This window comes from Pseudomonas sp. TCU-HL1 (assembly GCF_001708505.1).
Lineage (GTDB): Bacteria > Pseudomonadota > Gammaproteobacteria > Pseudomonadales > Pseudomonadaceae > Metapseudomonas.
In genome coordinates, this window is the sequence record NZ_CP015992.1 from 4858680 (window position 1) to 4881726 (window position 23047).

Annotated in this window: 18 protein-coding genes and 2 tRNA genes; 14 read left to right on the top strand and 6 right to left on the bottom strand. The window is 64.8% G+C overall.

Going from position 1 to position 23047, the window contains the following annotated elements:
- Positions 1-110 precede the first annotated feature (110 nt).
- The 4 genes from purM (at position 111) to THL1_RS22275 (ending at position 2997) form a co-directional block, all read left to right on the top strand.
- Positions 111-1169, top strand: a complete 1059-nt coding sequence (gene purM / locus THL1_RS22260; RefSeq protein ID WP_069085258.1) for a phosphoribosylformylglycinamidine cyclo-ligase — start codon at positions 111-113, stop codon at positions 1167-1169.
- On the top strand, positions 1169-1819 hold the full coding sequence (purN, locus tag THL1_RS22265; RefSeq protein ID WP_069085259.1) for a phosphoribosylglycinamide formyltransferase: 651 nt from the start codon (positions 1169-1171) through the stop codon (positions 1817-1819). The genes purM and purN overlap by 1 nt, the downstream gene beginning before the upstream one ends.
- 11 nt (positions 1820-1830) lie before the next feature.
- Positions 1831-2547 carry a DUF3108 domain-containing protein gene (locus THL1_RS22270; protein ID WP_069085260.1) on the top strand — a complete coding sequence of 239 codons (717 nt, stop codon included), beginning with the start codon at positions 1831-1833 and terminating at the stop codon, positions 2545-2547.
- A gap of 174 nt (positions 2548-2721) precedes the next feature.
- Positions 2722-2997: a Rho-binding antiterminator gene (locus THL1_RS22275; protein WP_069086607.1), complete on the top strand. Its 276-nt coding sequence runs from the start codon at positions 2722-2724 to the stop codon at positions 2995-2997.
- A 160-nt stretch (positions 2998-3157) separates the two neighbouring features.
- Here the strand turns inward: THL1_RS22275 and THL1_RS22280 are convergent, their stop codons facing one another.
- From THL1_RS22280 to cysM, 5 genes are all read right to left on the bottom strand, one after another.
- Positions 3158-3697, bottom strand: a complete 540-nt coding sequence (locus tag THL1_RS22280) for a DUF2058 domain-containing protein (RefSeq protein WP_069085261.1) — start codon at positions 3695-3697, stop codon at positions 3158-3160.
- Between the two features lie 47 nt (positions 3698-3744).
- Positions 3745-4575 (bottom strand): nucleoside triphosphate pyrophosphohydrolase, encoded by an 831-nt coding sequence (gene mazG / locus THL1_RS22285; protein WP_069085262.1) that lies wholly within the window; start codon positions 4573-4575, stop codon positions 3745-3747.
- 93 nt (positions 4576-4668) lie between these two features.
- Positions 4669-6915, bottom strand: a complete 2247-nt coding sequence (relA, locus tag THL1_RS22290; RefSeq protein ID WP_069085263.1) for a GTP diphosphokinase — start codon at positions 6913-6915, stop codon at positions 4669-4671.
- Between the two features lie 83 nt (positions 6916-6998).
- Complete coding sequence (gene rlmD / locus THL1_RS22295; protein WP_069085264.1) at positions 6999-8351, bottom strand: 23S rRNA (uracil(1939)-C(5))-methyltransferase RlmD; 1353 nt, start codon at positions 8349-8351, stop codon at positions 6999-7001.
- Positions 8338-9249: a cysteine synthase CysM gene (gene cysM / locus THL1_RS22300; protein WP_069085265.1), complete on the bottom strand. Its 912-nt coding sequence runs from the start codon at positions 9247-9249 to the stop codon at positions 8338-8340. Before cysM ends, rlmD begins: the two co-directional genes overlap by 14 nt.
- A 270-nt stretch (positions 9250-9519) precedes the next feature.
- Between cysM and THL1_RS22305 the strand changes: the two genes are divergently transcribed.
- The 6 genes from THL1_RS22305 (at position 9520) to THL1_RS22330 (ending at position 15960) form a co-directional block, all read left to right on the top strand.
- Entirely contained in the window at positions 9520-10200 is a 681-nt protein-coding gene (locus tag THL1_RS22305; protein WP_069085266.1) for a Fe2+-dependent dioxygenase, read from the top strand.
- Between the two features lie 3 nt (positions 10201-10203).
- A complete protein-coding gene (locus THL1_RS22310) occupies positions 10204-10995 on the top strand; it encodes a tetratricopeptide repeat protein (protein ID WP_069085267.1) in 792 nt (263 codons plus the stop codon).
- 278 nt (positions 10996-11273) lie between these two features.
- Positions 11274-14036, top strand: a complete 2763-nt coding sequence (locus THL1_RS22315; protein ID WP_069085268.1) for an ATP-binding protein — start codon at positions 11274-11276, stop codon at positions 14034-14036.
- Between the two features lie 60 nt (positions 14037-14096).
- The gene (locus THL1_RS22320; RefSeq protein WP_069086608.1) at positions 14097-15080 is read left to right on the top strand and encodes a 2-hydroxyacid dehydrogenase; all 984 of its coding nucleotides are present in this window, start codon (positions 14097-14099) and stop codon (positions 15078-15080) included.
- Between the two features lie 35 nt (positions 15081-15115).
- Positions 15116-15556, top strand: a complete 441-nt coding sequence (locus tag THL1_RS22325) for a hypothetical protein (RefSeq protein WP_069085269.1) — start codon at positions 15116-15118, stop codon at positions 15554-15556.
- Positions 15553-15960 (top strand): META domain-containing protein, encoded by a 408-nt coding sequence (locus THL1_RS22330; RefSeq protein ID WP_069085270.1) that lies wholly within the window; start codon positions 15553-15555, stop codon positions 15958-15960. Before THL1_RS22325 ends, THL1_RS22330 begins: the two co-directional genes overlap by 4 nt.
- A 96-nt stretch (positions 15961-16056) precedes the next feature.
- On the opposite strand, the gene dinB is transcribed toward THL1_RS22330, so the two are convergent.
- Entirely contained in the window at positions 16057-17112 is a 1056-nt protein-coding gene (dinB, locus tag THL1_RS22335; protein ID WP_069085271.1) for a DNA polymerase IV, read from the bottom strand.
- Between the two features lie 238 nt (positions 17113-17350).
- On the opposite strand from dinB, the gene THL1_RS22340 reads away from it, so the two are divergent.
- The 4 genes from THL1_RS22340 to mprF all read left to right on the top strand — a co-directional run bounded on the left by THL1_RS22340 (position 17351) and on the right by mprF (position 23046).
- Positions 17351-17427, top strand: a tRNA-Met gene (locus THL1_RS22340).
- A gap of 116 nt (positions 17428-17543) precedes the next feature.
- Positions 17544-17620, top strand: a tRNA-Met gene (locus THL1_RS22345).
- Positions 17621-17766: 146 nt separating this feature from the next.
- Entirely contained in the window at positions 17767-20175 is a 2409-nt protein-coding gene (locus THL1_RS22350; RefSeq protein WP_069085272.1) for a bifunctional diguanylate cyclase/phosphodiesterase, read from the top strand.
- Between the two features lie 216 nt (positions 20176-20391).
- On the top strand, positions 20392-23046 hold the full coding sequence (gene mprF, locus THL1_RS22355; RefSeq protein ID WP_069085273.1) for a bifunctional lysylphosphatidylglycerol flippase/synthetase MprF: 2655 nt from the start codon (positions 20392-20394) through the stop codon (positions 23044-23046).
- Position 23047: the final 1 nt, after the last annotated feature.

Consider the following 23047-nt stretch of genomic DNA (forward strand, 5'->3'; position numbering starts at 1 on the left):
CCGCTGCCGATGGCCGCTACCGGGCAAGCCTGATAAAATCGCGCGCCTTCGCAAACCGGCAGCCAGACTTGCCGGTCGATCCTCGAATTTCCCCCTATAGGCCTGGATTTATGAGCAAGCAACCCTCCCTGAGCTACAAGGACGCCGGTGTAGACATCGACGCAGGTGAAGCCCTGGTCGAACGCATCAAAGGCGTGGCCAAGCGCACCGCGCGCCCGGAAGTGATGGGCGGCCTGGGTGGCTTCGGCGCCCTCTGCGAGATCCCGGCCGGCTACAAGCAGCCGGTACTGGTTTCCGGTACCGACGGCGTCGGCACCAAGCTGCGCCTGGCGCTGAACCTGAACAAGCACGACAGCATCGGCCAGGACCTGGTCGCCATGTGCGTGAACGACCTGGTCGTCTGTGGCGCCGAGCCGCTGTTCTTCCTCGACTACTACGCCACAGGCAAGCTCAACGTTGACGTGGCGGCCACCGTGGTCACCGGCATCGGTGCAGGTTGCGAACTGGCCGGCTGCTCCCTGGTGGGTGGCGAAACCGCCGAAATGCCCGGCATGTATGAAGGCGAAGACTACGACCTGGCCGGCTTCTGCGTCGGCGTGGTGGAAAAAGCCGAAATCATCGACGGCTCCAAGGTCCGCACCGGCGACACCCTGATCGCCCTGCCCTCCTCCGGCCCGCACTCCAATGGCTACTCGCTGATCCGCAAGATCATCGAAGTCAGTGGCGCCGACATCGAGCAGGTCCAGCTCGACGACAAGCCCCTGACCGACCTGCTGATGGCCCCGACCCGTATCTACGTCAAGCCGCTGCTGCAGCTGATCAAGGAAACCGGCGCCGTGAAGGCCATGGCCCACATCACCGGTGGCGGCCTGCTGGACAACATTCCGCGCGTCCTGCCGGACAATGCCCAAGCCGTGATCGACGTGGCCAGCTGGCAGCGTCCCGCGGTCTTCGACTGGCTGCAGGAACAAGGCAACGTCGACGAAACCGAGATGCACCGCGTCCTGAACTGCGGCGTAGGCATGGTCATCTGCGTGGCTCCCGAGCAAGCCGAAGCGGCCCTCAAGGTACTGCGCGCCGCTGGCGAACAACCCTGGGTCATCGGTGAAATCGCCGCTGCCGCCGAAGGCGCCCAGCGCGTTGTGCTGAACAACCTGAAAAGCCACTGATGGTCGCACGCTGTGATGTGGTGGTGCTGATCTCCGGCTCCGGCAGTAACCTGCAGGCGCTGATCGACAGCGTCACCGGTGACGATCATCCGGCCCGCATCCGCGCGGTGATTTCCAACCGCGCCGATGCCTTCGGCCTGGAGCGCGCGAAGCAAGCCGGTATCGATACCCAGGTACTCGACCACAAGGCCTACGCCGACCGCGAAGCGTTCGATGCCGCCCTGATCGAAACCATCGATGCCTATTCACCACGACTGGTCGTGCTGGCCGGCTTCATGCGCATCCTCACCCCTGGTTTCGTACGCCATTACCAGGGGCGCCTGCTGAACATTCATCCCTCGCTGTTGCCCAAGCACAAGGGTTTGCATACCCACCAGCGCGCACTGGAAGCCGGCGATTCGGAACACGGCTGCAGCGTGCATTTCGTCACCGAGGAACTCGATGGCGGCCCTCTGGTAGTGCAGGCCCTGATCCCGGTAGAGTCGGATGACTCGCCGGAAAGCCTGGCCCAGCGGGTTCACGTGCAGGAACACCGCATCTATCCGCTGGCCATGCGCTGGTTTGCCGAAGGTAGACTGCGCCTGGGCCCGAACGGCGCCGAACTGGATGGACAAGCGTTGCCCTCGTGCGGGCAACAACTGCGTAACTAGGAGATTCGCCAATGCGTCGTGCCTTGCTGTTGCTCCTCGCCTTCTTCACCCTGCCCACCGTGGCGGCCGAGCTGAAACCCTTCGAAGCCAGCTATACCGCCGACTGGAAACAGCTGCCCATCAGCGGCACGGCCGGTCGCAGCCTGAAGCAGCTCGACAATGGCCGCTGGGAACTGGACTTCGAAGCCGCCATGCTGGTCGCCAGCCTGAGCGAAGTGAGCACCTTCCGCGTCGAAAGCAACGCCTTCCTGCCCCTGACCTACCGCTTCAGCCGCAGCGGCCTGGGTAAGAGCAAGCAGGTGGAATTCGACTTCGACTGGGCCCAGAAACAAATCATCGGTACCGACCGCGGCAACCAGGTGCGCCTGCCCCTGAACCGTGGCCTGCAAGACAAATCCACCTATCAGCTGGTGCTCCAGCATGACGTCGCCGACGGCAAGAAGAGCATGAGCTACCAGGTGATCGACGGCGACGAGATCGAAACCTACGACTTCCGCGTACTGGGCGAGGAGCGCGTGCGGACCAAGGCCGGCCTGGTGGATGCCATCAAGGTCGAGCGCGTGCGCGATCCGACCCAGAGCAGCCGCAAGACCGTGCTCTGGTTCGCCAAGGACTGGGATTACCTGCTGGTCCGCCTGCACCAGGTGGAAAAGGACGGCAAGGAATACCAGATCATGCTCAAGGAGGGCACGGTGAACGGCAAGGCGGTCCAGGGCCTGCCGGAGTAACACCGGCCTCACACGGAAAACCGGGCCCAGTGCCCGGTTTTTTGTGCCCGCTGAAAAGCTCGCCGTACCTTGGTCGGGCCCCGGATGGACGAAACGGGCTGATACTTGAAGGACAGTCAGGGCGCGCTGCCAGCGCCTATGCTGTTCACCCGGCACGCCGCAGAGGAAAACGCCATGACCGAGGAATACCTGCCGCTCTCCTGCGACCTTTACGACTATATCGAGATCGCTTGCCTGCACCGTTACCAGCTGCATATCGAACTGGCCGGCGGCGCCCGCCTGGACGCTCGCGCCATGACCACCCTGACGACACCGGACAAGGAGGAGTTCCTGATCGTGCAGAACGAGGGCGGCCAGGAGCGCCTGCGGCTGGACCAGATCACGGCGATCACGCCGCTGACCGAAGGGGCGAGTTTCGGACGGGTGTTGCTGGGGAATCAGATCTGCTGAGCCCCCCGGATTGCATCCGGGCTACAAGCTGAAGCTCCTTGTGGGAGCGAATTCATTCGCGACTGAAGTTGCTCCCACCACCTACGCCACCCGGCAGCCGGCAGCCGGCCAGACGAACCTCCAAAAGAAAACCGGGCCAGGGCCCGGTTTCTTCATCGCATCACCACATCAGGTCGTCCGGTACCTTGTAGGCGGCGTACGGATCATCCGCATCCGGCTCTTCGGTCTGGGTATTGAGCAGCACCACCCGGCGCGGATCACGCTCCTGGATGCGCAGGGCCGCATCACGCGGAATCACCTCATAACCACCGCCGTGGCGGACGACGGCCAGGGAACCACGGCTCAGCTTGTCACGCATCAGTGCGTTGACGGCGATGCGCTTGACCTTCTTCTCGTCGACGAAGTTGTAGTAGTCGTCGGAGGTCAGCTTGGGCAGGCGGGAGCTTTCGATCAGTTGCTTGATCTGCGCAGCCTTGGCCTTCTGCTCGGCCTTTTCCTGCTGCTGGCGGTTCAGTTCCTGATCGCGGGCGGTCTTGTCGGCGTTGGCCTGAAGGGCCGCCTGGCGCAAAGAGTCGTCCTTTTCGACCTGGTTCTTCTTCTCCAGGCGTGTTTGCTTCTGCTGTTGCTTGGCGGCCTGCTTGGCCTGCTTTTCGTTCACCAGCCCGGCTTTCAGCAGCTGGTCGCGGAGGGAAAGGCTCATAAAGAAATTCAATCTCTCGAGTTGTCAGGCTGTTGAAAAACTACCTGCTAGCAGCCAAGGCTGAGTTTTTCTTGCTTCTTGGCTTCGCCCCACAGGGCATCCAATTCTTCCAGGGTGCAATCTTCAATGGGACGCCCCGCTTTGCGCAATGCCTCTTCGATGAATCGGAAGCGGCGCTCGAACTTACCATTGGCGCTGCGCAGGGCAGTTTCCGGATCGACTTTGAGGTGACGCGCCAGGTTGACCACCACAAACAGCAGGTCGCCCACCTCGTCGGCGATGGCCTGCGGGTCGTTCTCGCTCATGGCCTCCAGCACTTCGTCCAGCTCTTCGCGGAGCTTGTCGATCACCGGCAGGGCCTCGGGCCAGTCGAACCCCACCTGGGCGGCACGCTTCTGCAGCTTGGCGGCGCGGCTCAGGGCGGGAAGCGCGGCGGGCACGTCGTCCAGCAGGGAGAGCTGCTCGGGCGCGGCAGCTTTCTCGGCGCGCTCCTCGGCCTTGATCTCTTCCCAACGCTGCTTGATCGCGGCCTCCTCCAGCCGCGCCATGTCCGGCGCGCCGTAGAGGTCACCGTCGGGGAATACGTGAGGATGGCGACGCACCAACTTGCGGGTAATCGCGTCCACCACACCGGCGAACTCGAACCGCCCCTCCTCCTTCGCCAGCTGGCTGTAGTAGACCACCTGGAACAGCAAATCGCCGAGCTCGCCCGGCAGATGATCGAAGTCGCCACGCTCGATGGCATCGGCCACTTCGTAGGCTTCCTCAATGGTGTGCGGGACGATGCTTGCGTAGTCCTGCTTCAGGTCCCAAGGGCAGCCATATTGCGGATCGCGCAGCCGGGCCATCAAGTGCAGCAGGTCGTTGAGTAGATACATGACGGAATCCTGTGGGGATCTTCCGTAGGTTGGTGCAGAGCGGAGCGAAGCCCAACATGGGCGTTGGGCCTCGCAAGCTCGGACCAACCTACATCAGGCAGCCCGATTGCGACGGGCTTCGATGATGTTCGGCAACTGCGAGATACGCGCCAACAGCCGGCCCAACGCATCCAAACCGGGAATTTCGATGGTCAGCAGCATTGCGGCGGTGTTGTCTTCCTTGTTCGAGCGGGTGTTCACCGCCAGCACGTTGATGCGCTCGTTGAGCAGCACCTGGGAAACGTCACGCAGCAGGCCGGAACGGTCGTAGGCACGGATGATGATGTCCACCGGGTAGGTCTGCACCGGCACCGGGCCCCAGCTCACCTGGATCATCCGTTCGGGTTCGCGACCCGCCAGTTGCAGGACCGACGGGCAGTCCTGGCGGTGAATGCTGACACCACGACCGAGGGTGATGTAGCCCACGATCGGATCGCCCGGCAGCGGCTGGCAGCAGCCCGCCATCTGGGTCAGCAGGTTGCCCACGCCCTGGATCTGCACGTCGCCGCGCTTGCCCGGCTTGTGGTGGTGGTATTTGCGCGGAATCAGCTCCAACTGCTCGCTGTGGCCACGCTCCGGCTCCACCAGGGCCTGAGCGGCATTGACCACATGAGCCAGGCGGAGGTCGCCCGCGCCGAGGGCGGCGTGCATGTCTTCGGCCGTGCGCAGGTTGCACTTCTCGGCCAGCTTCTCGAAATCCACTGGCGGCAGTGCCAGACGCGACAGCTCGCGCTCGAGCATGGCCTTGCCCGCGGCGACGTTCTGGTCGCGAGCCTGCAGCTTGAACCAATGAACGATCTTCGCCCGCGCCCGGGACGTGGTGATGTAGCCCAGGTTCGGGTTGAGCCAGTCGCGACTGGGTGCACCGTGCTTGCCGGTGATGATTTCAACCTGTTCGCCGGTCTGCAGGCTGTAGTTCAGCGGCACGATACGGCCGTTGACCTTGGCGCCGCGGCAGTTATGGCCGATCTCGGTGTGCACCCGGTAAGCGAAGTCCAGCGGCGTAGCGCCCTTGGGCAGGTCGATGGCGTGGCCATCCGGGGTGAAGACGTAGACGCGGTCGGGCTCGATATCCACCCGCAGTTGTTCGGCCAGGCCGCCGATGTCGCCCAGCTCCTCGTGCCACTCGAGCACCTGGCGCAGCCAGGCGATCTTCTCTTCATAGTGGTCGGAGCTCGATTTGACGTCGGTGCCCTTGTAGCGCCAGTGGGCGCAGACACCCAGCTCGGCCTCTTCGTGCATGGCATGGGTGCGGATCTGCACCTCCAGCACCTTGCCGTCCGGGCCGATCACCGCGGTGTGCAAGGAGCGGTAGCCATTTTCCTTCGGGTTGGCGATGTAGTCGTCAAACTCCTTGGGAATATGTCGCCAGAGGGTGTGGACGATACCGAGCGCGGTATAGCAATCGCGCAATTCAGGCACCAGCACGCGCACCGCACGCACGTCGTAGATCTGGCTGAACTGCAGACCCTTGCGCTGCATCTTCCGCCAGATGGAGTAGATGTGCTTGGCGCGGCCGCTGATATCGGCCTTGATGCCGGTGGCGGCCAGTTCCTCGCGCAGCTGCTTCATCACGTCGGCGATGTACTGCTCACGGTCCAGGCGGCGTTCGTGGAGCAGCTTGGCGATCTGCTTGTACTGCTCCGGCTCCAGGTAGCGGAAGGACAGGTCCTCCAGCTCCCACTTGATGTGGCCGATACCCAGGCGGTGGGCGAGCGGCGCGTAGATGTCGAACACCTCGCGGGCAACGCGGTGGCGTTTCTCCTCGTCGGTGTTCTTCACTTCACGGATGGCACAAGTACGCTCGGCCAGCTTGATCAGGGCCACGCGCACGTCGTCGACCATGGCCACCAGCATCTTGCGCAGGTTTTCCACCTGCGCCTGGGTACCGAGCACCATGGATTGCCGGGGGTTGAGACTGGCGCTGATGGCCGCCATGCGCAGCACGCCTTCGATCAGCCTGGCCACCACCGCACCAAAGCGCTGTTGCACGGCCTGTAGCTGGATCTTGCCTTCACGCACGCCACGGTAGATCACGGCGGCCACCAGGGACTCCTGGTCCAGCTTCAGGTCAGCGAGTATCTCGGCGATCTCGAGCCCCGTCTGGAAACTGGAGTTGCCCTCCGCCCAGCGATTCTGTGCGGCTATGGCCTGCTGTTCGGCGTCGCGGGCGAACTCGCACGCCTCCTTGAGCACCGCTCGGTCGAGCACCGGATCGAGGCTGATGACATGGTCCAGCCACGCCTCGAGGTTGATGCTGCCGTCCGTATTGACCGGCTGTTGCGCTCTCACCTGTACCATCTTGCCTACCTTCCCTACGACGTGAACCCCTCACGTCGAATTGTCGCCAGCCTCTGTCGTGCCGGTCGGATTACGCGGGCTTCCTAGCCCACCTCGAATAACGCCATGGCCTCGACATGGGCCGTTTGAGGAAACATGTCGAGAATCCCGGCCTTCTTCAGCTGGTATCCCTGCTTGACCAGTTCGGCGCTGTCACGCGCCAGGGTCGCTGGGTTGCAGGATACATAGACCACTCTTCGCGCACCGGTTGCAGCCATCTGCCGAACGGCTTCGAACGCACCGTCGCGCGGCGGATCGAGCAGTACGGCATCGAAACCCTGTCGTGCCCAGGCAGCATCGGCCAGGGGGTTCGACAGGTTGGCCTGGAAGAAGTGCACATTCTCCAGGCCATTGGCGGTGGCGTTGCCACGCGCCCGTTCAACCATGGCCTCGACCCCCTCCACCGCCACCACTTCACGCACCTGGCGCGCCAGTGGCAGAGCAAAGTTGCCGAGCCCACAAAACAGATCCAGCACCCGTTCGCCCGGCTGCGGGTTCAACCAGTCTAGCGCCTGCGCCACCATCGCTTCATTGACCGCCTCGTTCACCTGAACGAAATCGCCGGGGCGATATTCAAGCTCCAGGTTCCAGCGCTCCAGGCGATAGCCCAGGCGTGCATCGGGCTGGTCCGGGCAGGGCTCACCCTCGCCATGCAGCCAGAGCTGCGCCTGGTGGGCCGCGCAGAATTCACGCAGGCGTTGCAGGTCGGCCTCGCTCAAGGGCTGGGTGTGACGCAGCAGCAGCGCCGAAGCGGTGCCGTGGAACAGCTCGACATGCCCCACCGCTTGTGGCTTTTCGAGGCCACGCAGCAGTTCGGGCAACGCACGCATCAGCGGTTGCAAGGGCTGTACCAGTACCTGGCAATCCTTGATCCCGACGATCGCCTGGCTGGACGCCGCACGGAATCCGACTTCCAGCTCGCGGACCTTGGCGTCCCAGCGCACGGCGATGCGCGCACGGCGCCGATAGCCGAATTCGGTCCCCACAAGTGGGGCCGCCAGCGTCTGCGGAGCCAGGTCGGCAAAACGTGCAAGTTGCTCCACCAGGGTGCGCTGCTTGAGGGCGAGTTGGTCGCCATGGGGCAGGTGTTGCAGCGTGCAGCCGCCGCAGTGGCCGGCATGGGGGCAGGGTGGAACCAGGCGCAACGGACTGGCGCTCAGCACTCGCTCAGTGCGGGCCTCCACCACCTGGCTACGAGCGGCGAGCACACGGGCTTCCACTTCCTCGTCCGGCAGGGCGCCGGCGACGAACCAAGTGCGTCCATCGACGAAGGCGATACCGCGCCCGTCGTGAGCCAGCCGCTCGATGGTGAGGCGCTGCTTCTTGCCCACAGGGACTTGCGGGGTCCGCGCTCCGCCGCTGGGCTGGAAACGCAGGCCTGTGTTACGCCGGGACATTGGGGTCTTCGTAAATACCAGTTGAAAGGTAGCGATCGCCCCGGTCGCAGATGATCGCCACCATCACGGCGTTCTCCACTTCACGGGACAGGCGCAGCATGGCCGCCACGGCACCACCGGAAGATACGCCGCAGAAGATGCCTTCTTCACGGGCCAGGCGGCGCATGGTGTCTTCGGCTTCGCTCTGGGCCATGTCGACTACGCGGTCGACACGCTCGGCCTGGTAGATCTTCGGCAGGTATTCCTGCGGCCAGCGGCGGATGCCGGGAATGGCCGAGCCTTCCTGCGGCTGCAGGCCGACAATCTGGATAGCCGCGTTCTGCTCCTTGAGGTAGCGCGACACTCCCATGATGGTGCCGGTGGTGCCCATGGAGCTGATGAAGTGGGTGATGCTGCCCTGGGTCTGCTGCCAGATTTCCGGACCGGTGCCGACGTAGTGGGCTTCCGGGTTGTCGCCATTGGCGAACTGGTCCAGCACCTTGCCGCGACCACCGCGCTGCAGGCTTTCGGCCAGGTCGCGGGCCCCTTCCATGCCCTCTTCGCGACTCACCAGGATCAGCTCGGCACCGTAGGCGGTCATGGCGGCCTTACGTTCGGCGCTCATGTTGTCGGGCATGATCAGCATCATCTTGTAGCCCTTGATGGCCGCAGCCATGGCCAGGGCAATGCCGGTGTTGCCGGAGGTGGCTTCGATCAGGGTGTCACCGGGCTGGATATCACCGCGCAGTTCGGCGCGGGTGATCATCGACAGGGCCGGGCGATCCTTGACCGAACCGGCGGGGTTGTTGCCTTCGAGCTTGACCAGGAGGGTGTTGCTGGTTTCGCCAGCCAGGCGCTGCAAACGCACCAGCGGCGTATGGCCGATGCAATCGGCGATTGTGGGGTACTGCAGGGTCATGGCGGGTTTCGCAATCCAGACGCAGGGGGTGCATATGATAGCGGCAAACCGAGCAACGCCATATGGCGCAAGCGTTTCGGCTTATGGCGTGCGGCTATATATATGTGCCGAAATCACAGATACCCGGAGGCAGCGCCGGGCGGCTCATCCACACATAAGGCGCCGCCGACGGGCGGCCTGGACGGCAATGGGTAGCAGGCCTCCGGTTTTACAGCCTGAATGAAAATAAATACTATTCGCCTCCTTCTCACTTCGCCCCGGTGGCCCGCCATGCTCCTGCACATTCCCGGCATCTTCACGACGGATGAAGCAGCACGTATCCGCGAGGCCCTGGAACAGGCCGAATGGGTGGACGGCAAGGCGACAGCGGGCTACCAGTCGGCAAAGGCCAAGCACAACCAGCAACTGGCCGAAGGCGCTCCACTGGCCCACGAAATCAGCACCGCCATGCTGCAGCGACTTTGGAACAATCCCCTGTTCATGTCCGCGGTACTGCCCAACAAGGTCTACCCGCCGCTGTTCAACCGCTACAGCGGCGGCGGCACCTTCGGCTATCACATCGACAATGCCATTCGCGCGATCAAGGGCAGCCCGGAGCAGGTGCGCACCGACGTTTCCGCCACCCTGTTCTTCAGCGATCCGGCGTCCTACGACGGCGGTGACCTGGTGATTCAGGACACCTACGGCGAACACCGCGTCAAACTGGCCGCCGGCGACTTGGTGATCTACCCCGCCAGCAGCCTGCACAAGGTCGAACCGGTCACCCGCGGCGCACGCCTGGCATCGTTTTTCTGGGTTCAGAGCATGATTCGCGAAGACAGCCAGCGCACCCTGCTGTTCGAGATGGACCAGGCGATCCAGAGCCTCGCCCGCGACGTGCCGGACCACCCTTCGCTGGTCCAGCTCACCGGCAATTACCACAACCTCCTGCGCCGCTGGGCGGAGGTCTAGTCCGTGAGTTTCACCCTGACCCGCACCGAAACCCTCAGCAGCGACGAGCTGCACGAGCGCCTGGCCCGCGACCCGCGCCAGGCGGCCAGGACCATCCTGGCGGCTGCCCGCGAAGGCGTGGTGGAAGCGCAGACGCTGCTTGGCCAGATTCTTCTGGACGGCAACGGCATCGAGCGCGACCCGGCCCTGGCGCGCACCTGGTTCAGCATCGCCGCCGAGCGCGGTGACGCCATGGCGCGCAACATGCTCGGTCGCTGCCTGGAACAAGGCTGGGGCGGGCCGGTGGACCTCGAACGTGCCGCCGCTCAGTTCCGCAAGGCCGTGGCCGCCGGGCTGGACTGGGCGATGTACAACTACGCCGGCTTGCTCGCCACGGGACGCGGTGTGGAGCGCAACCAGAGCGAGGCCTTCGTCCTCTACCTTCGGGCCGCCGAGATGGGTCATGCCAAGTCAATGAACCTGGCGGGGCGCTATTACGAGGGAGGCATCGCCGTCGAGCCCAGTGTCAAAACCGCGTTCACCTGGTATCGCCGCTCTGCCGAAGCCGGCGACTTTCGCGGCCAGTTCAGCCACGCCGCAGTGCTGACCGCCCAAGGCAAGGTGGACGAGGCCATCGGTTGGCTGGAGCAGGCACTGTCCGGCGGCAACCTCAACTTCCTGCGGGTCAGTCGCGCCAGCCTGGCCGAAGCCACGGAACCGCGTATCCGTGCCCTCGGCCTGGCTTACCATGAACGCGCCGCCGAGCTGGGTGACGACAGCGACCACGAGGCCCTGGCGGCATTCGTCAGCGCCTGAAGGCCATTCCTGACCGACCTGCCCCCACCTTGCACATCGGTCTGGAGTTCAACGACCCAGGCCAGCGCCAACAGGGGCGCCGTTCCCAAGGGTGGCCGGCCACCAGCGGGTCGTCCTCGATGGCCAGGATACGGGCGGGAGCGCGATGGAAACCCAGCACGGGAGATAAAATGCAAATAATAATTATTACGTAATACAGCTGCAATTCTACAAGACTGTCAGCAGATTCCCATCCAATGTGTCGCTACACTGCGCGGAAACGCATGGGGAGGACGGGTGTGTACAAGGATCTGGGTATAAAGGGCCGCGTGCTGCTGCTGACGTTGCTGCCCACCAGTCTGCTGGCCTTGGTACTCGGGGGCTACTTCACCTGGGTGCAACAGGCCGACATGCAGACCCAGTTGCTGCAACGTGGCCAGATGATCGCCGAGCACCTCGCGCCGCTCGCCGCCCCTGCACTGATTCGCGGCGACGCGGTACTCCTGGAGCGCATCGCCGATCACGCCCTCGACCAGGCTGACGTCCGCGCCGTGAGTTTCATCGGCGCCGACCACAAGCGCCTGGCCCATGCCGGGCCGCGCATGCTCAACGAAAGCCCCGACGGCGAGGGCGACAACCTCGCCCTGAAAAGCAATACCGACGCCACCCGTTTCCTGCAACCCGTGTTCGAACGCCACCGCGTGCTGTCCGGCGACACCACGCCATTGCCCAACGACAACCTGCTGGGCTGGGTGGAGCTGGAAATGTCCCACCAGGGCACCTTGCTGCGCGGCTATCGCAGCCTGCTGGCCAGCCTGTTGCTGATTTCCACCGGTCTCGGCGTCACCGCCCTGCTCGCCCTGCGCATGAGCCGCGCGATCAACGACCCTCTGCGCCGAATTAAGCAGGGCGTTGCGCTGCTCAAGGAGGGCCGACTGGAAACCCGCCTGCCGCCGCTGGGCAGCCATGAGCTGGATGAACTGGCCTCGGGCATCAACCGCATGGCTGAAGCCCTTCAGTCCGCCCAGGAAGAGCTGCAGCACAACATCGACCAGGCCACCGAGGACGTCCGCCAGAACCTCGAAACCATCGAGATCCAGAACATCGAACTGGACCTGGCGCGCAAGGAGGCCCTGGAGGCGAGCCGCATCAAGTCCGAGTTCCTCGCCAATATGAGCCACGAGATCCGCACACCGCTCAACGGCATCCTCGGCTTCACCAACCTGCTGAAGAAAAGCGAACTCACCACACGCCAGCAGGACTACCTGGCCACCATCGAGAAGTCCGCCGACAGCCTGCTGGGCATCATCAACGAAGTACTCGACTTCTCGAAGATCGAGGCTGGCAAACTGGTACTGGAGAACATTCCCTTCAACCTCCGTGACCTGATCCAGGACACCCTCACCATCCTCGCCCCGGCGGCCCACGAGAAACGCCTGGAACTGGTCAGCCTGGTCTACCGCGACACACCGCTGCAGCTCATGGGCGACCCCATGCGCCTCAAGCAGGTGCTGACCAACCTGGTGAGCAACGCCATCAAGTTCACCCACGAAGGCACCATCGCCGTACGCGCCATGCTCGAAGACGACAGCGACGACGAACTGGCGCAGTTGCGCATCAGCGTCCAGGACACCGGCATCGGCCTCACCGACGCGGACCTCCGTGCGCTGTTCCAGGCCTTCACCCAGGCTGACAATTCCCTGTCCCGCCAGGCGGGTGGCACGGGTCTCGGCCTGGTGATTTCCAAGCGCCTGATCGAGCAGATGGGCGGCGAGATCGGCGTCAGCAGCACGCCAGGAGTGGGCTCGGAGTTCTGGATCACCCTCAGCCTGCCCAAATCCCTGGACGAGATAGACGACCTCGCCCAATCCAGCCTCGACGGCCGTCGGGTGGCGATACTCGAACCCCAGGAACTGACCCGCCAGGCACTGCGCCACCAGTTGGAAGACTGCGGCCTGGACGTACTGGAATACCCCGGCATCGACACCCTGGTGGACGAAGTGGCCGCACGTCGCCTGGGCAACCGCCCCATCAGCCTCGCGGTGATCGGCACCGATGTGCAGACCCTGTCGCCAGAGCAGCTCAGCCAGCGCATCTGGGAACTGGAACAGCTCGGCTGCAAGAGCCTGGTGCTCTGTCCCACCACCGAGCAGGCCCTCTATCATCGGGCCCTGCCCGAAACCCACAGTCAGTTGCAGGCCAAGCCGGCCTGCACCCGCAAGCTGCAACTGGCCCTCAGCAGCCTGGTCAGCCCACGCCAGCCGCGCCTGGAACCCCCCCAGATGAACAACAGCCGAGCACCACGGCTGCTCTGCGTGGACGACAACCCGGCCAACCTGCTGCTGGTACAAACCCTGCTGACCGACATGGGCGCGCAAGTGCGGGCCGTGGACAGTGGCTTCGCCGCCGTCGACGCCGTGCAGCGCGAGCGCTTCGACCTGGTGCTGATGGACGTGCAGATGCCCGGCATGGACGGCACCCAGGCCACCGAAGCCATCCGTCGCTGGGAGATCGAACAGCGCATCGACCCGGTGCCCATCGTCGCCCTGACCGCCCACGCGCTGGCCAATGAAAAGCGTGCCCTGCTCCAGGGCGGCATGGACGACTACCTGACCAAGCCCATCGGCGAGCGCCAGTTGGCCCAAGTGGTGCTCAAGTGGAGCGGCCTCAGCCTCGACGGCCAACCCATGCAGCGGCAGCGGCCGGGGCGGGAAGATCAGGAGGCTGACGGTCTGAGTGTGCTGGACCCGGAAGAAGGCCTGCGCCTGGCAGCCGGCAAGCCGGACCTCGCGGCCGACATGCTGTCCATGCTGCTCGCCTCGCTCGAGGCCGACCGCGAAGCCATCCGGCTGGCGGCGCGCAGCGGCGACCGCACCACCCTGCTGGAGCGCGTCCATCGCTTGCACGGTGCCACCCGCTACTGCGGCGTACCTCAACTGCGGGCAGCCTGCCAGCGCAGCGAAACCCTGCTCAAGCAGAACGACCCGGCCGCCCAGCAGGCGCTGGAGGACCTGGACGCGGCCATTGCCCGCCTGGCCGAAGTGGCGCGGATGGAGGCCTGATCCAGAGCAAGCTGCAGTGGCCAGGCGCCAGCTATGCTGCTGAACAACCAAGGAGATTCCATGCGCACCATTCTGTTCAGCAGCCAGGCCTATGACCGCGAAAGCTTTCTCGGTGCCAGCCCCACCTTCGAACTGCACTTCCAGCAGGCACGGCTGACCCTCGACACCACCACGCTGGCCAATGGCTTCGACGTGGTCTGCGCCTTCATCAACGACGACCTGTCTGCCCCGGTCCTGGAACGCTTGGCCAACGGCGGCACCCGACTGATCGCCCTGCGCTCGGCAGGCTACAACCACGTCGACCTGGCCGCCGCCAAGCGCCTGGGAATGACCGTGGTACGCGTGCCTGCGTACTCGCCCCACGCCGTGGCCGAGCATGCCGTGGCGCTGATCCTGGCGCTGAATCGCCGCCTCCATCGCGCCTACAACCGCACTCGCGAAGGCGACTTCACCCTCCACGGCCTGAGTGGCTTCGACCTGGTAGGCAAGACGGTCGGCGTGGTCGGCACCGGCCAGATCGGCGCGACCTTCGCCCGCATCATGGCGGGCTTCGGCTGCGGACTGCTGGCCTTCGACCCCCAGCGCAATCCCAGTGTGGAAGTGCTGGGCGCGGTCTATGTCGAGCTGCCGGAACTACTCGCCAACAGCGACATCATCAGCCTGCACTGCCCCCTCAACGACAGCACCCGGCATCTGGTCAACGCCCGGAGCCTGGAACGGATGAAACCCGGCGCCATGCTGATCAACACCGGGCGCGGCGCCCTGGTCGACACCCCCGCGCTGATCGACGCGCTCAAGTCCGGGCAGCTCGGCTACCTGGGCCTGGATGTCTATGAAGAGGAAGCCAACCTGTTCTTCGAGGACCGCTCCGATCTGCCCTTGCAGGACGATGTACTGGCACGGCTACTGACCTTCCCCAACGTAATCGTCACCGCCCACCAGGCCTTCCTCACCCGCGAGGCCCTGGCCGCCATCGCGCGCACCACACTGGACAACATCAGCGCCTGGGCCGCCGGGTGGCCGTGCCATCAGGTGGACTCATAGGCCATGTTAGGATGCGTGCCCTAGCCGGAGGACCTATGGCCGAACACGATTTTCGCTACAACCTGCTCAACCCCGCCCACACCCTGAATGAATGCCGCGCATTGTCGCCCGGCCTCTATCAGGTCACAGGCACCGGCGGCTCCATCCAGACCGGCGACACCCTGCTGGTCACCCTCAAGGGCAGCCGCGACCTCAGCATGCGCCTGACCGTGGACAAGGTGCGTCACCTGATCAACCCGCCCGGCCAGTGGCTGGCGGTGGCCAAGGGCCCGGTCTTCAAGGAACTCTCGATTCACAACTGGCAGGTGGATTGCGACGCCTGCGGCAAACACCTGGACTTCGAGTTCGCCGTCGACGGCGGTCTTGGCAAGCAAGCCCAGACGCCCGCCGCCGAAGCGCGCATCGCCGAGCTGGGCTGGCGCAACCACGCCGGCAAGCACTTCTGCCCGAACTGCCGTCAGGAGGACACACCATGACCCGGAACGCTTTGCTGCTGGCCTCACTGGCCGCTGCCCTCACCGGCTGCGCGACCGATCGCCCGCAACTGGATACCGGCACGACCTACCAGGTGGAATGGATCGGCGAACGCCCGCTGATCGACCGCAGCCACCTGACCATCACCCTGGGCGACGACAACCGCGCCTATGGCAACGCCGGCTGCAACCACTGGTTCGCCTCCTACACCCTGGAAGGCGGCAAGCTGACCTTCGGCGCCGCCGGCAGCACCCGCAAGATGTGCGCCCCCGCCCTGATGGAACAGGAACAACGCTTCCTCGAGGCACTGGGCAAGGTGCAGCGCTGGGACGTCTCCCCCATCGACCAGTTGCGCCTGTGGCCGGCCGAGGGCAAACCGATCCGGCTGTGGCCGGTGGAAGGCTAAAGTCCCCCTCATTCCCGTTGCCTTCCTTGTGGGAGCGAATTCATTCGCGATGAGGCCCTTCGCGAATGAATTCGCCACAGAAAAGCAGGCCATGCCTCAGAAGAGGCTCAGTTGCTCGACCGCCCCCCGCAGGTCCTGCAACCTCACCCCTACCCCGATCAACCTCACCGGTTTGTCCCCGCGGGCGAAAGCTGTGCTGAGCAATTGCCGATAACTGTCCAGGTCGCGGCGCGCTCCGGCCTGCTCCAGGGTCGTTTGGGTAAAGTCGTGGAACTTCAGTTTCACGAAGGGCTTGTCCGGCTTGTAACTGCTGTCCAGCCGCGCCATGCGTCCGCGCAGCTCGTCCAGCAAGGCCGGCAGTTGCTCCAGGCACGCCTCCAGGTTGGGCAGGTCCTGGTCGTAGGTGTTCTCGACACTGATGGACTGCCGCCGGCTGTCCACCTGCACGCTGCGATCGTCTTCCCCCCGGGCGAGGTTATAGAGGCGCTCGCCGAAGCTGCCGAACTCCCGCGCCAGCGCCAGCTTGCTCCAGTCGCGCAGGTCGGCGCAGGTGCGCACGCCCAGGCGCGCCAGCTTTTCCGCTGTAACCTTGCCCACCCCATGCAACTTGTTCACCGGCAACGCGGCGACGAAATCGTCCACCTGGTCGGGCGTGACCACAAACAAACCGTCGGGCTTGCGCCAGTCGCTGGCGATCTTGGCGATGAACTTGTTCGGCGCCACCCCGGCAGACACCGTGATATGCAGCTCCGCCGCCACCCGCCGGCGGATATCCTGGGCAATGCGTGTCGCGCTGCCGTTGAAATGCGGGCTGTCGGATACGTCCAGGTAAGCCTCGTCCAGGGACAGGGGCTCGATGACCTCCGTGTAGTCGCGAAAAATCTGGTGAATCTGTCGCGATACACCTTTATAGACATCCATCCGCGGCCGAACGATGGTCAGGTCCGGGCACAACTTGACTGCCGTACGCATCGGCATCGCTGAGCGCACCCCGTAGGCCCGCGCCTCGTAATTGCAGGTTGCGACCACGCCGCGCTTATCCGGCGAGCCCCCAACGGCCAGCGGCTTGCCCCCGAGCGCGGGGTCGTCGCGCATCTCGATGGCGGCGTAGAAGCAATCACAGTCAATGTGGATGATCTTTCGTTGCGACATGGCAGCTGACGGCGCGGGGGTTTCCGGTGGCAGGCGGTGAAGGATGAGCAGCGCCGGACAAGGCCCCGGACCGGGCCATGATACCGCAGCCAAGGACGCTCTCCAGCCCGACGGAGACGCCTCGAGCACCGTTCCGGACCGATCGTAATAAACGCCCCGAGTCGCTAAATATTTGAGAGAAAAAGATTTTCCTTCAGAAACCGTTTGACAGCCCCCCGCAGAAATGTAGAATGGCGACCGCGGGATGGAGCAGTCTGGTAGCTCGTCGGGCTCATAACCCGAAGGTCGTTGGTTCAAATCCAGCTCCCGCAACCAACATGAGAAAAAGGCCACTCTTCGGAGTGGCCTTTTTCGTTTGGGCTCGAAGTAAGTATTTGATTTAAAAAGCAGAAATCATTTGACAGCCCCCCGCCGATCTGTAGAATTGCCGGCGCGGGATGGAGCAGTCTGGTAGCTCGTCGGGCTCATAACCCGAAGGTCGTTGGTTCAAATCCAGCTCCCGCAACCAACATGAGAAAAAGGCCACTCTTCGGAGTGGCCTTTTTCGTTTCCACCCCTTTCTCTCCGTCCGTCCAAGCTGTCCGTCAGCCGCCCGCCCGGGCAACCCACCACCTCTATACTTCTAGCGCACCCATCCACAGATGGAGCTTGGCCATGCCCGCGCACTGTGCCTCCAGCGAGGAAGTCGAATACCTCAACCGCGCCCTGCGGACGCTCAGCGGTTGCAACCGCGCCCTGTTGCGCGCCGAGGATCCGTGCTTCCTGTTCCAGGAAATCTGCCGGGTGGTGGTGGAGGAAGGGGGTTACCGCATGGCCTGGGTCGGCCGCGCCGAACAGGACGAAGCGCAATCCGTGACGCCCCTGGCCCATGCCGGACTCGACAAGGAGTATATCGACTCCCTCAACATCACCTGGGCCGACCGCGAGCGCGGTCACGGCACCACCGGCACCGCCATCCGTACCGGCGTCCCGACCATCACGCGCAATATCCTCACCGATCCCCGGCTCAGCCCATGGCGGGAGCGCGCCATCACCCACGGTATTGCCTCGGTCCTGTCCCTGCCCCTGCGGGTGGACGGCCAGATCTTCGGTGCCCTGGCCATCTGCGCCAAGGAGCCGGATGCCTTCGGCGAGCGGGAACTGGAGCTGCTCAGCGAAGCCGCCGACGACCTCGCCTTTGGGCTGCAAGCCCTGCGCGGCAAAGCCAAGCGCCGGCAAGCCGAGCTCCAGGTCGAATCACTCAATCGAGCACTGGCCACCCGCGTGGCGGTAAACCACGCGGTCATACACGCCACCCAGGAAACACCGCTGCTGGCGGATATCTGCCAGGTGCTGGTGGACGAATGCGGCTACTGCCAGGCCTGGGTCGACTACCGCCAGAACGATCCAGAGCGCCCTTCTTATAAAGTGATGGCCTGCCACGCCGCCAACGGCATCTGCCAGGGCTGGGGCGCAGGCAGCCACGACAGCAACTTCCATGGCGAGCTGGAACAGGTGCTGCTGGCCGGCCATCCACTGGTGATGCGCGACCTGCTCGACAATCCCGCCGCCGCCCTGCACGAGGAGGCCCGCGAGCTGGGTTTTGCCGCCGCCCTGGCACTGCCCCTGCAGGTAGAAGACGCGCTCGTCGGCATGCTGGTGATCATGGCTGCCAGCGCCGATGCCTTCGACGAGAAGGAAGTGGAACTGTTGTTGGCGATGGCCAATGACCTGGGCTTCGGCATCGCCACCCTGCGCACCCGTGCCCGGGCCGTGGAGGCTGAAGCGACCATCCGGCGGATGGCCTATGAAGACACCCTGACCGGCCTGCCCAACCGGCTGAGCCTGCGCGAATTACTGGATACCGCCATCGTCAACGCCCGCCAGGAGCGCCGCGCCTTCGGGCTGTTGCATCTGGAGATCGCCCGCAATCAGGAAATCAACGAAACCCTTGGCTTCCGCGAAGGCGACCGCCTGCAACTGGAAATCGCCAACCGCCTGAAGCAGGCCGTGGGCGCGGAACGCACCGTGGCGCGGATGGGCGAATGCGAGTTCGCCGTGCTCATGCCCAGCGGTGGCGCCGAGCAGGCTTCGCAGTTGGCCAAGCAGATCCTCACGGCGTTGTATGACCCGGTGGAACTGTCCGGCCTTTACCTGGAGGCGCGCGCGAGCATCGGCATCGCCCTCTACCCCGGCCATGGCACTGCGCCCGAAGCACTGATCCGCCGTTCCGGCAGCGCGATGGAACAGGCCAAGCGCTCCAATGCCGGCTTTGCCGTGTTCCAGGGCGGTCTGGATCAGGAATGCGCCCAGCACCTGACACTGATGGGGGATCTGCGTCGCGCCATCGACCGCAACGAATTGCTGCTCTACTACCAGCCCAAGGTGGAGATCGCCAGTAACCGGGTCTGCGGCACCGAGGCCCTGGTGCGCTGGCGCCATCCGCTACATGGCATGCTGCCGCCGGACGCGTTCGTCAAACTAGCGGAGAACACTGGCCTGATCACCCCGCTGACCCTCTGGGTGCTGGATACCGCGCTCGGCCAGCGCTACGCCTGGCAGGAGGAAGGCGACGAGCGCCCCATTTCGGTCAATCTCTCGGCCCACGACCTGCGCGACCCTCGGTTGCTGGAGCGCATCCAGGGCTCATTCGCCACCTGGGGGGCAAAACCCCACTGGATCGAGTTCGAACTGACCGAAAGCGCGCTGATGGAAGATCCGGTGGCCTCGTTGCAGACCCTGTCTGCGCTCAAGGAACTGGATGCCCGCCTGACCATCGACGACTTCGGCACCGGCTATTCCTCCCTCGCCTACCTGCAGAAGCTGCCGGTGGACTCACTGAAGATCGACCAATCCTTCGTCAGCCGCATGAGCACCAACGACGGCTCGGCCAAGATCGTCCGCTCCATCATCGAACTGGCCCATAACCTCGACCTGACGGTCGTCGCCGAAGGCGTGGAAGACCAGACGACCTTCAACCAGCTCGGCCAGTACGGCTGCGATATCGCCCAAGGCTACAAGATCAGCCAGCCGATCCCTGCCGAGCAGTTCCGCGACTGGGAGACCCACTCGGCCTGGCACTGACCGGCGGGGCTCCGCCCGCGACAAATTGCCGCCCAAGGTTTTCCTACCTCGGCCGCCCACTGCGGCCGTACACCAGGCTCGCCTAGACTTGCCGGCGTACCGGGCGCTTCTGCACCCGGTGCCGGCCGCGATGCCCGCGAAGAAAAATTCGGCCTGACACTTGGAACTTGATGTCGGCGCCCACACTCAGTGGCGCACACTGCCCAGAGGTGCACGATGCGCGCCAACGATCCGCAATTGGATAACGTGGAAACCCCGGCCAACGGCCAGCCCAACGACGAACCCGCCCCACTCCGCTGGCTCGACAACCTCACCGCCTACCGACAGTGGATCGTCATCGCGTTCACCCTGCTGGTGTTCGTCCTCGGCCTGCTGGCCTGCTGGCATCTGCTGCGGGAACTCGACCCCAACGCCCTGCGTGCCGCGATCCGCGAGGTTCCCGGCAGCAGTCTGTTGCTGGCCCTGGGCGCTACGACCGTCAGTTTCATCGCCTACGTCGGCTATGAATGGTCCGGCTGCCGCTTCGCCGGGGTTCACCTGCCCCTTCAACGCATGGCCCTGGGCAGCTTCTGCGCGTCCGGCGTCGGCAACGCCGTGGGGCTGTCCATGCTCACCGGTGGCTCGGTGCGTTTCCGTCTCTATAGCCGTGACAACCTCGGCGCGGCGGATATCGCTCGCATCACTCTCTTTGCCAGCCTGGCCCTGGGCTCGGCCCTGCCGCCACTGGCTGCCCTGGCCGCCCTCAGCGCACCGGCCGCCGCCTCACTGGCCCTGCGCCTGCCGCAAAGCCTGGTGACCGTCCTGGCCCTGGGCGTGCTGCTGGCCGGTGCACTCTTGATCCTGTGGATATCTCGCCAGCGGGCCCCGCAAGCTCCAGTGCCAGGCTGCATCGATATTCCCTTGGGCAACCGCAGTGTGCGCCTGCCCGGCTTGCGTCTGTCGGGCTTGCAACTGCTGATTACCGTGGTGGACGTCTGCGCCGCCGCCTGCGTGCTCTACGCCCTGCTGCCCGAAGCCCCGCCGCTCGGCGCCTTCCTGCTGGTCTACATGCTGGCCCTGGCCGCTGGCGTACTGAGCCATGTCCCCGGCGGCGTCGGGGTGTTCGAGGCCGTGCTGCTGGCGGCCTTCGCCGGCCAGTTGGGGGCGGCGCCGCTGGCCGCAGCCCTGCTGCTCTACCGCCTGATCTATGTCGGCCTGCCCCTGGTCCTGGCCTGCCTGTTGCTGCTGGCCAATGAAGCCCAACGCCTGTTCCCGGCGGGCCGCCAGGCCCTGCGCGCCGCCTCTGGCCTGGCGGCTCCGGTGCTGTCGCTGCTGGTGTTCCTGTCTGGCGTCGTGCTGCTGTTCTCCGGCGTCACCCCAGCGGTAGATACGCGTCTGGAGCACCTGAGCTTCCTGATTCCCCATCGCCTGATCGATGCCTCGCACCTGGCCGCCAGCCTGGTGGGCGTGCTCTGCCTGCTGCTAGCTCACGGCTTGCGCCATCGCCTGTCGGCGGCCTGGGCACTGACCGTGGTGCTGCTGCTGGCCGGCGCCGGGCTTTCGCTGCTCAAGGGCTTCGATTGGGAAGAAGCCAGCCTGCTGACCATGACCGCCGTGCTGCTGGCCATCTTCCGATCGGCCTTCTACCGCCCCAGCCGCCTGCTCGAAGTCCCCTTCTCGCCGCTCAACCTCGCGGCCAGCGCCTGCGTGCTGCTGGCCGCGCTCTGGCTGATGTTCTTCGCCTTCCAGGACGTGCCCTACAACCACGAGCTGTGGTGGCAGTTCGCAGTGGACGGCGACGCCCCGCGCTCCCTGCGCGCCTCCCTGGCCAGCGGCGTGCTGCTGGCCGGCATCGCCCTCGCCTGGTTGCTGCGGCCGGTGCCACCGACCATCCACGAGCCCACGGTAGAGGAACTGCAACGCGCCGCCGAGGTGATCCGCAGCTCCGACCAGCCCGATGGCGGCCTGGTGCTGACCGGCGACAAAGCCCTGCTCTTCCACCCACAGGGTGATGCCTTCCTCATGTATGCCCGCCGCGGCCGCAGCCTGGTGGCGCTATTCGACCCCATCGGCCCGGCCGCCCGCCGTGCCGAGCTGATCTGGCAATTCCGCGACCTGTGCGACTTCCACCACGCGCGGCCGGTGTTCTATCAGGTACGCGCGGAGAACCTGCCCTACTACATGGACATCGGACTGTCGGCGCTGAAACTGGGCGAAGAGGCGCGCGTCGACCTGCCCCGCTTCGACCTGGACGCCAAGAACAAAGCCATGAAGGACCTGCGCTATACCCTTAGCCGTGGCCAGCGCGACGGCCTTGCCCTGGAGATCCATGAAGCAGGTGCCGCCCCGCTGGACTCGCTGCGCGCCATCTCCGAGGCCTGGATGCAGGGCAAGCAGGCCCGCGAAAAAGGCTTCTCCCTGGGCCGTTTCGACCCCGATTACCTGAACCACTTCCGCATTGCCACCATCCAGTTCGAGGGCAAACCGGTGGCCTTCGCCAACCTGCTGGAAACCGAAGGCAACACCTTGTCGAGCATCGACCTGATGCGAGTGCATCCGCAGGCGCCGAAGCTCACCATGGAGTTCCTCATGCTCAGCCTGCTGCTGCACTACAAAGAGCGCGGTCATACCCGCTTCAGCCTGGGCATGGTGCCGCTGGCGGGTTTGCAGCCGCGCCGTGGCGCCCCCCTCACCCAGCGTCTGGGCGCCCTGGTGTTTCGCCGTGGCGAGCAGTTCTACAACTTCCAGGGCCTGCGCCGCTTCAAGGAGAAGTTCCAGCCCGACTGGGAGCCGCGCTACATGGCCGTGCCCGCCGGTCTCGATCCGCTGGTGGCGCTGGCCGATACCGCGGCCCTGATCGCCGGCGGCTTCACTGGCCTGGTCAAACGTTGAG